Source organism: Rhodovarius lipocyclicus (assembly GCF_009900765.1).
In the GTDB taxonomy this organism is placed as follows: domain Bacteria; phylum Pseudomonadota; class Alphaproteobacteria; order Acetobacterales; family Acetobacteraceae; genus Rhodovarius; species Rhodovarius lipocyclicus.
Genome location: NZ_JAAABL010000023.1, coordinates 47,708 through 55,729, shown reverse-complemented (window position 1 = coordinate 55,729; position 8,022 = coordinate 47,708). Strand labels below are relative to the sequence as shown.

General features: G+C 70.5%; 9 protein-coding genes and 1 tRNA gene. 5 read left to right on the top strand and 5 right to left on the bottom strand.

Annotated features, from left to right (window positions below; all coding sequences use genetic code 11):
* The 3 genes from GT007_RS14815 to kdsA all read left to right on the top strand — a co-directional run.
* Window positions 1–268, top strand: a 268-nt coding sequence (locus tag GT007_RS14815) for a hypothetical protein (protein ID WP_201451930.1), incomplete at its 5' end; no start/stop codon positions are given.
* 42 nt (window positions 269–310) lie between these two features.
* A complete protein-coding gene (locus tag GT007_RS14810) occupies window positions 311–538 on the top strand; it encodes a cupin domain-containing protein (protein WP_201451929.1) in 228 nt (75 codons plus the stop codon).
* A 44-nt stretch (window positions 539–582) separates the two neighbouring features.
* Window positions 583–1,404: a 3-deoxy-8-phosphooctulonate synthase gene (gene kdsA, locus GT007_RS14805; protein WP_160122402.1), complete on the top strand. Its 822-nt coding sequence runs from the start codon at window positions 583–585 to the stop codon at window positions 1,402–1,404.
* 8 nt (window positions 1,405–1,412) lie between these two features.
* Here the strand turns inward: kdsA and GT007_RS14800 are convergent, their stop codons facing one another.
* Both GT007_RS14800 and GT007_RS14795 read right to left on the bottom strand, forming a co-directional pair.
* Window positions 1,413–2,063: an FMN-binding negative transcriptional regulator gene (locus GT007_RS14800; protein ID WP_236571678.1), complete on the bottom strand. Its 651-nt coding sequence runs from the start codon at window positions 2,061–2,063 to the stop codon at window positions 1,413–1,415.
* A 26-nt stretch (window positions 2,064–2,089) separates the two neighbouring features.
* Entirely contained in the window at window positions 2,090–2,788 is a 699-nt protein-coding gene (locus GT007_RS14795) for a GntR family transcriptional regulator (protein WP_160122401.1), read from the bottom strand.
* An 86-nt stretch (window positions 2,789–2,874) separates the two neighbouring features.
* Here GT007_RS14795 and GT007_RS14790 point away from each other — a divergent pair, with 86 nt between their 5' ends.
* Both GT007_RS14790 and GT007_RS14785 read left to right on the top strand, forming a co-directional pair.
* Window positions 2,875–3,864: a phosphotransferase gene (locus GT007_RS14790; protein WP_160122400.1), complete on the top strand. Its 990-nt coding sequence runs from the start codon at window positions 2,875–2,877 to the stop codon at window positions 3,862–3,864.
* 5 nt (window positions 3,865–3,869) lie between these two features.
* Window positions 3,870–5,207 (top strand): aspartate aminotransferase family protein, encoded by a 1,338-nt coding sequence (locus tag GT007_RS14785; RefSeq protein ID WP_408015552.1) that lies wholly within the window; start codon window positions 3,870–3,872, stop codon window positions 5,205–5,207.
* A 2-nt stretch (window positions 5,208–5,209) separates the two neighbouring features.
* Here GT007_RS14785 and GT007_RS14780 read toward each other — a convergent pair.
* The 3 genes from GT007_RS14780 to GT007_RS14770 form a co-directional block, all read right to left on the bottom strand.
* Window positions 5,210–5,284 (bottom strand) — tRNA-Gln (locus GT007_RS14780).
* 28 nt (window positions 5,285–5,312) lie between these two features.
* The gene (locus GT007_RS14775) at window positions 5,313–6,164 is read right to left on the bottom strand and encodes a 4-(cytidine 5'-diphospho)-2-C-methyl-D-erythritol kinase (protein WP_160122399.1); all 852 of its coding nucleotides are present in this window, start codon (window positions 6,162–6,164) and stop codon (window positions 5,313–5,315) included.
* Window positions 6,165–6,210: 46 nt separating this feature from the next.
* Window positions 6,211–7,896: a thiamine pyrophosphate-dependent enzyme gene (locus GT007_RS14770; RefSeq protein WP_160122398.1), complete on the bottom strand. Its 1,686-nt coding sequence runs from the start codon at window positions 7,894–7,896 to the stop codon at window positions 6,211–6,213.
* Between the last annotated feature and the right edge of the window lie 126 nt (window positions 7,897–8,022).

Sequence of the window (8,022 nt, the reverse complement as noted above, 5' to 3'; positions counted from 1 at the left end):
GCAGCTGCCAGAGCCGCTGTATCACGCAAGCGACCTGGTGCGTCGGGTGGGGCGGGATGGCTACCTGCGCTTCAAGGGGTGGCCGCTGAAGCTGTCACAGGCCTTTCAGGGGCTGGACGTGGCCTTCGGGGCCACCAGCCAGGATGGCGTGTGGCAGCTGTTCTTCTCGCGATTTCCTCTCGCCACACTCGACCTCAGGGACGAAACACCCCATCTCAAAACCGTCAGGGATGTCTCCGTACACCTGTCAAACATCTCTCCAGTCTGAACAAACCCCACGGCCCTGCACAGCGATGCCTGCGAAGTGGCCGTGCGCACCTACAAGGCCGGGGAATCGGAGGCGCTGCACATGCACAAGGTGGCGACCGAGGTCACCATGGTGCTGTCGGGCACCGTGCGCATGGCGGGCCGCGAGTGGAACGCCGGCGACATCATCGTGCTGGAACCAGGCGAGGCCACGGATTTCGAGGCGGTAACCGACGCTGTCAACGTGGTGGTGAAGGTGCCTGGAGCGCTGAACGACAAGTATCTGCTCTAGGGGTTTGGTGCTAGAAGCCGCGGCGCCAGACCCGCGAGGACAGAGTGACGAACGTACAGATCGGCCCGATCATCATCGGCAACGGCCTGCCGCTGGCCTTCATCTGCGGCCCCTGCCAGATCGAAAGCCGCGCCCACGCGCTGGAAACCGCCGACGCCATCGTCGCAATGGCCAGCGCGGCCGGCGTGCCGATGATCTACAAATCCTCCTTCGACAAGGCCAACCGCACCAGCGGCAAGGCCCAGCGCGGCATCGGGATGGCGCAGGGCCTGGCCATCCTGGCCGAGGTGCGCGAACGCACCGGCCTGCCGACCCTGACCGACGTGCACCTGCCCGAGCAATGCGCCCCGGCCGCCGAGGCGGTGGACGTGCTGCAGATCCCGGCCTTCCTGTCGCGCCAGACCGACCTGCTGCTGGCCGCCGGTGAAACCGGTGCCGCGATCAACGTGAAGAAGGGCCAGTTCCTGGCGCCGTGGGACATGGTGAACGTGGCCGCCAAGATCGCCAGCACCGGCAATGAGCGCATCCTGCTGTGCGAGCGCGGGGCCAGCTTCGGCTACAACACGCTGGTCAGCGACATGCGCTCGCTGCCCATCATGGCGGCCACCGGCTATCCGGTGGTGTATGACGCCACCCATTCCGTACAGCAGCCCGGCGGCCAGGGCGGCAGCAGCGGCGGGCAGCGGGAATTCGCGCCCGTGCTGGCGCGGGCCGCCGTGGCGGTGGGGGTCGCGGCCGTCTTCATCGAATGCCATGAAGACCCGGACCGCGCGCCGTCCGACGGTCCGAACATGATCCCGCTGCGGGAAATGCCGGCCCTGATCGCGCGCCTCAAGGCGTTCGACGCGCTATCCAAGGCGGGCTGAACGCCCGCTCAGCGCGGGATCAGCCGGCCCACCTCGCGGTCGCCCTCATGCTCGCTGGCGGCCAGCCCCTCGGCCACGCCGGCGCGGTCGGCGGCCTCGCGGTTCTGGCTCAGCTTGCGCTTGCCCTCCAGGCGGGAGATCGGCAGGCGCAGGCCCACGATGCCGCGCAGCTGGGCGCGCACGAAGGCCTCCGGCGCATCGGACACCGCCCAGGGCTCGGCGCGCGGGGCCTCGTGCTGGCGGGTCAGGCGGGTGACGACCTCCAGCAGGCGGTCCGCATCCTCGAAGAACTCCGCCGGGCCATAGGCGTGCACGGCCACGTAGTTCCAGGTGGGCACCACCTTGTGGTGCTCCCGCTTGGAGGGATACCAGGACGGGCTGACATAGGCATCCGGGCCCATGAAGATCGCCAGCGCCTCACCCAGCGCCGGCAGCTTCCAGTGCGGGTTGGCCCGGGCGACATGGCCATACAGCGTGCCATAGGGCCCTTCCTCCGGCGCCAGGAACAGCGGCAGCGGGGTGGAGATCAAACCCTCGGCGGTGGCGGTGACCAGGCTCGGCAGGCGCGCCGCGCCCATCATGGCGTGCAGGTCGGGCAGGTCTTCCACGCGGAAGGCGGGCGGGATGTACATGGCGGGCTCGCGGGCGTTGATACCCACCTTCTATCAGTGAACAGCGCTGGCGGTCAGCCCAGGCCCGGTACGGCGCGGGCGCGGGCGGGCGGCCCCTGGCGCAGCCGCCGCAGCAGGCCCTCGGCCGATTCCCGCAGATCCTGCTGGATCGCCAGCGCCGCCGCCTCGGCATCATGGCGCGCCAGTGCGGCCACGATCTCCCGGTGGCGGGGGATGGAGGCCAGCAGCACCTCCCGGTGCGGCATCATCAGTTCGACATAGGGGCCGATGCGCAGCCAGAAGGGCTCGATGGCCGCGCAGAGCATCGGCGACTGGCTGGCGGCATAGACCGCCGCGTGAAAGGCCCGGTTGGCCAGCGCGTAGCCGCGGCTGTCGCCCTTGTCGGCCTCCGCCTCCAGCACATCGCACAGCGCGCTGATCCGCTCCACATCCCCGGGCTCCGCGCGCATCGCCGCCTTGCGGGCCGCGAGGCCTTCCAGATGGATGCGGATATCGAGCAGTTCCTCCAGATCGGCGGCACCCAGCACCGGCACGAACAGCGTGCCCGAGCTGGGGGAGGCCACCAGCGCGCCCTCCGCCTCCAGCCGGCGCAGCGCCGCATGGGCGGGCTGGCGGCTGATGCCGAGCGTCTCGGCCAGGCCGCGCAGCGTGATGCCCTGGCCGGGGCGCAGCGCGCCGGACATCAGCGCCTCCCGCACCGCGCGATAGGCCTGGCGGTCGAGCGTGTCGCGCAAGGGGGGCTCGGCGTTCATGCGGCCAATATAAGCGAGGCGATCGGTTTTGTCACTTTTGGCATGCCAGATTGTCATGCACACTCAAGCACGATACACCATGCGCCATGCAGCCGCATCCGATCGACGACCCGATGATGCTCGCCCCGCCGCCCCGGCTGGACGAGGACGCCCTGGCGGAGGTGCTGGCCCGCCACTGGGGGCTGCGCGGCCGGCTGGCGCCGCTGGGCGGCGAGCGCGACCGCAACTTCCGCCTGGAGCGCGAGGACGCACCTCCGCTGCTGGTCAAGCTGGCCCACCCGGACGAGGACCCGGCGATCACCGATTTCCAGACCGCCGCCCTGCTGCATCTGGAAGCGGCCGACCCCGGCCTGCCGGTGCCGCGCATGCTGCGCGACCGGGAGGGCGGCACCACCCGCCCCCACCCCACGCTGGAAGGGCGCAGCGCGTTGCTGCGCGTCCTGACCTATCTGCCCGGCCGCCCGACCACGGACCCCTTGCGCGCCGCCCCGGCGCTGGGGGCGCTGGCCGCGAGGCTGGACCGCGCCTTCGCGGGCTTCCGCCACCCGGCGGAACAGCGCCGCCTGCTGTGGGACCTGCGCGAGGCCCCCGGCCTGCGCCCCCTGCTGGCGGAAATCTCCGACCCGGCCTTGCGCCGGGTGACCGAAGCCGCGCTGGACCGGTTCGAGCGGCTGCCCCCCCTGCATGGCCTGCCGGCCCAGGCGATCCACAACGACCTGAACCCCCACAATGTGGTGGTGGACGAGGCCGGCCAGCCCTGCGGCATCATCGACTTCGGCGACGTGGTGCGCGCGCCCCTGTTGCAGGAGGTCGCGACCACCAGCGCCTATCTGCTGCTGCCCGGGACCGATCCCCTGCTGGCGGTGCGGACCTTCGTCGCGGCCTATCGGGCCGTGCAGCCGCTGCCGGAGGAGCTGGTGGCGCAACTGCCGGTGCTGATCGCCACACGCATGGTGCTGACGGTGCTGATCACCCATTGGCGTGCCCGGCTGCAGCCGGAAAACGCCGCCTATATCCTGCGCAACGCGCCCGGCGCGCGGGCCGGGCTCGAAACCCTCATGAACCAGCAAGGATGACCGCCATGTCCGATACCAGCGCCCCGCCCAAGGGGATGGCGATGATCAACGCCTTCGATCCCAACCGCGCCACCGGCCTTTCGCCCGAGGAGCAGGCCATGGTGGCCCGGCGCCAGAAGCTGCTGGGCCCCGCCTATCGGCTGTTCTACGAACACCCGGTGCATGTCGTGCGCGGCGAGGGCGCCTGGCTGTTCGACAGCCACGGCAACCGCTACCTCGACTGCTACAACAATGTCGCCTCCATGGGGCATGCGCATCCGCGCATCGTGGCCGCCATCGCCGAGCAGGCGGGCAAGCTGAACACCCACACCCGCTACCTGCACGAAACCGTGCTGGACTACGCCGAGGCGCTGCTGGCCACCCTGCCGCCGGAACTCGGCCATTGCATGTTCACCTGCTCGGGTTCCGAGGCGAACGACCTGGCGCTGCGCATCGCCAACGCGCACACGGCCGGCGAGGGCGTGGTGGTGACCGCGCTGGCCTATCATGGCGTGACCTCGGCGCTGGCGGCCCTCTCGCCCTCGCTGGGTGAGGGCGTGCCGCTCGGCCGGCATGTGGCCACCGTGCCCGCCCCCGATGCCTATCGCGGCGGGGCGGAGATGCCGGCGCGTTTCGCGGCCGACATCGCTGCCGCCTTCGCCGACCTGGCCCGGCACGGCATCAAGCCCAGCGCCCTGCTGGTGGACACCATGTTCACCTCCGACGGCGTCTTCCCGGCCCCCGCTGGCTTCCTGGCGGCGGCGGCCGAGGCGGCGCGGGCCGCGGGCGCGCTGTTCATCGCGGATGAGGTGCAACCCGGCTTCGGCCGCACCGGCACGATGTGGGGCTTCGAGCGCCATGGCGTGGTGCCGGACATGGTGACCATGGGCAAGCCGATGGGCAACGGCCACCCGGTGGCGGGGCTGGCGCTGCGGCCGGAACTGCTGGAACGATTCGGCAAGCGCGCACGCTATTTCAACACCTTCGGCGGTAACCCGGTCTCGGCGGCGGCAGCACTCGCCACGCTGCGCGTGCTGCAGGACGAAAAGCTGGCCGATAACGCCACCGCCATCGGCGCGCATCTGACCGAGGGCCTGCGCCGGATCGCCACGCGGCGCCCCATCATCGGGGATGTGCGCGGCGCGGGGTTGTCGATCGGCTGCGAGCTGGTGCTGGACCCGGTGACGAAAACCCCCGCCACGGCCGAGACCGGCCGGCTGGTGAATGCCCTGCGGGAACGCCGGATCCTGATCTCCGCCTCCGGCCCCGGCGCGAATATCCTGAAGATCCGCCCGCCGCTGTGCCTGACGCGCGAACAGGCCGACATGTTCCTGGAAGCGGTGGAGGAATTGCTGCCGGGCTGAGGTGGTTGGGGTGCCAGGATTCGAACCTGGGAATGGCGGTACCAAAAACCGCTGCCTTACCGCTTGGCTACACCCCACCAAGGCCGGGACAGCGGTGAAGTGCCATCAAGCGGCCGGTTCGTAAAGGGGGCCAGCCGCGCTCCACCAGGCATGCGGCATGGCGGCGGCGGCGGCCAGCGCGGCCTCCGCCCGGGCGAACAGGCCGAAGCAGGTGGCACCCGATCCGCTCATCCGCGCCAGCAGGCAGCCGGGCTGCGCGCCGATCGCGCTCAGCACCTCCGCCACCTGCGGCACCAGGGAGATCGCAGCTTCCTCCAGATCGTTGCGGGTGCCGCGCAGGGTTTCCGCCATGGCGCGCGCATCGGCCCAGGCCGCGGGCAGCGCCGCCATGGGCGTGAAGCCGCCCTGCCGGGCGCGGAACACATCGGGCGTGGACAGCGGAATACGCGGGTTCACCAGCAGCAGATGCGCGGGCGGCGTGCGGGGGGCGGTGCCCATCACCTCCCCTACCCCGCCCATCCGGGTGGGGCGGCTGGCGACGCAGACCGGCACATCGGCGCCCAGCGGCAGCGCCAGTTCCAGCAGCGCCGATTCGGGCAGGCCCAGCCCCCAGGCCCGGTTCAGCAGCCGCAGCGTGGCCGCCGCGTCGGCCGAGCCGCCGCCAATGCCGCTGGCCACCGGCAGGTTCTTCACCAGGGTCAGCGTGCCCTCGGGGGCGATGCCGGCCTGCTTGGCCAGGGCGCGGGCCGCGCGCAGCACCAGATTGTCGGCCTCGGCCAGCAGCCCCTCCGCGAAGGGGCCCTGCAATTCCAGCGCCAGGCGGCGCGCGGGGGAAAGGCGGACCTCATCGGCCGCCGGGCCGAACACCGCCAGGCTGTCCAGCACGTGATAGCCATCGGCCCGGCGGCCGATGACATGCAGGTAGAGATTCACCTTAGCGGGGGCGGCTTCGATCATGGCAGTGATGTGCCCGATCCACCCCCGCCGAGATAGGCCCCCGGCCCTACTTCTTCGCCTGGGCGCGCAGCTGGGCCACCGTGGCGCGGTTGGTCACCTGCTCGGGGTTCATCCGCACCTCGATGATCGCGGGCTTGCCGCTGGCCGAGGCGCGCTTGTAGGCCGGAACCAGCTCATCCGTGGCTTCCACCACCTCGCCATGGCCGCCGAAGGCCTCGATGAAGCGGGCGAAATCCGGGTTGGTCAGCTGCGTGCCGGAGACACGCTCAGGGTAGGCGCGCTCCTGATACATGCGGATCGTGCCGTACTGGCCGTTGTTGAACACCATGATGATGGGGTTCACATGGTGGTGGAAGGCGGTGGCGATTTCCTGGCCGGTCATCAGCGCGCCGCCATCGCCCACGAAGCAGATCACCTCGCGCTCCGGCGCCACGATCTTGGCGCCGATCGCGGCCGGGATGCCGTAGCCCATGGCGCCGTTGGTCGGGCCCAGGAAATCCTGCTTCTGGCTGACGTGCATGAAGCGGTTCGGCCAGGTGGCGAAATTGCCGGCGTCGCAGGTGAACACCGTGTCCTCGGGCAGCACCTTCTCCAGCGCCTGCAGGGCGCGGGCCAGGTTCAGCGGGCCCTCGTATTCCGGCGCCTCGGCCTGGGCCAGGCGGGTGGCGCGCAGCTGCTTGGTCCAGGCGCCCCAGCCGGGCTTGGAGACCTTCAGCCCCTTCACCGCGGCGGCGAAGGCATTGAGGTCGGTCGTGATGCCCAGCGCCGGGCGGTAGACGCGCCCGATCTCGGCCTGGTCCGGATAGACATGGATGATGGGCTTCGCGCCCGCCATATCGAACAGGGTGTAGCCCTGGCTCACCGGCTCACCGATGCGGGTGCCGATGGCCAGGATCAGGTCGGAGTCGCGCGCGTGCTGCACCAGCCCCGCATCGGCGCCCACGCCCAGGTCACCCACGTAATTGTCGCTGGTGCCGTCGAAGTTGGACTGGCGGCGGAAGCCGACGGCCACCGGCAGCTTGTTGGCCACCAGGAATTTCTGGATGGCCTTGCGGCCCTCGGCCGTCCAGCCCGCGCCGCCGCCGATGACGGCCAGCGGGCGCTTGGCCTTGCCCAGCATCTTCATCATGGCCTCGATGGCCTCGGGCGCCGGGTACGGCGGCGTGACCACGGCGGGGCCGATATCGGGCACGGTCGCCAGGCGCTTCTGCATTTCCTCGCTGATCGCCACCACCACCGGGCCCGGGCGGCCGGAGCGCGCCACGTCGAAGGCATGGGCGATCAGTTCGGGGATGCGCTTCTCATCGTCGATCTGCGTCACCCACTTGGCCAGCGGGGCGAACATCTTGCGGTAATCGACTTCCTGGAAGGTCTCGCGGTCGGTTTCCTCGACCGGGATCTGGCCGACCAGCAGCACCAGCGGCGTGCTGTCCTGGTGCGCGATGTGCACGCCGATCGAGGCATGGCAGGCGCCGGGGCCGCGCGTGACGACGGCGACACCGACCTCGCCCGTCAGCTTGGCATGGGCCTCGGCCATGTTCACGGCACCCGCCTCGAACCGGCAGGTGATCAGGTTGATGCGGTTGCGGTTGGCATAGAGGCCATCCAGCAGGTCCAGATAGCTCTCGCCCGGCACGGCGAAGACATGGCTGGCCCCCTGGGCCACCAGCGCGTCGGCCAGGATGCGGCCGCCGGTGCGGGGTTCGAGTGCGGGGGCTTGCTGCTTGGCCATGGCGTGTCCTCAGGGGTTTCCTGGGCGCGGAGGTTACAGGGGGTGCACCGATACGTCACGATGGGCAGCCCGGGTGAAATCCAGCCGCTTCGGCATTTCTGGTATGCCGCACGCAAGAAGGGGGCG

Bases quoted from the DNA above. Each gene is read 5' to 3' on its own strand.
- GT007_RS14795 (WP_160122401.1), bottom strand. From the start codon at position 2,788: ATGAACGCCGAGCCCCCCTTGCGCGACACGCTCGACCGCCAGGCCTAT.
- GT007_RS14790 (WP_160122400.1), top strand. From the start codon at position 2,875: ATGCAGCCGCATCCGATCGACGACCCGATGATGCTCGCCCCGCCGCCC.
- GT007_RS14785 (WP_408015552.1), top strand. From the start codon at position 3,870: ATGTCCGATACCAGCGCCCCGCCCAAGGGGATGGCGATGATCAACGCC.
- GT007_RS14775 (WP_160122399.1), bottom strand. From the start codon at position 6,164: ATGATCGAAGCCGCCCCCGCTAAGGTGAATCTCTACCTGCATGTCATC.
- GT007_RS14770 (WP_160122398.1), bottom strand. From the start codon at position 7,896: ATGGCCAAGCAGCAAGCCCCCGCACTCGAACCCCGCACCGGCGGCCGC.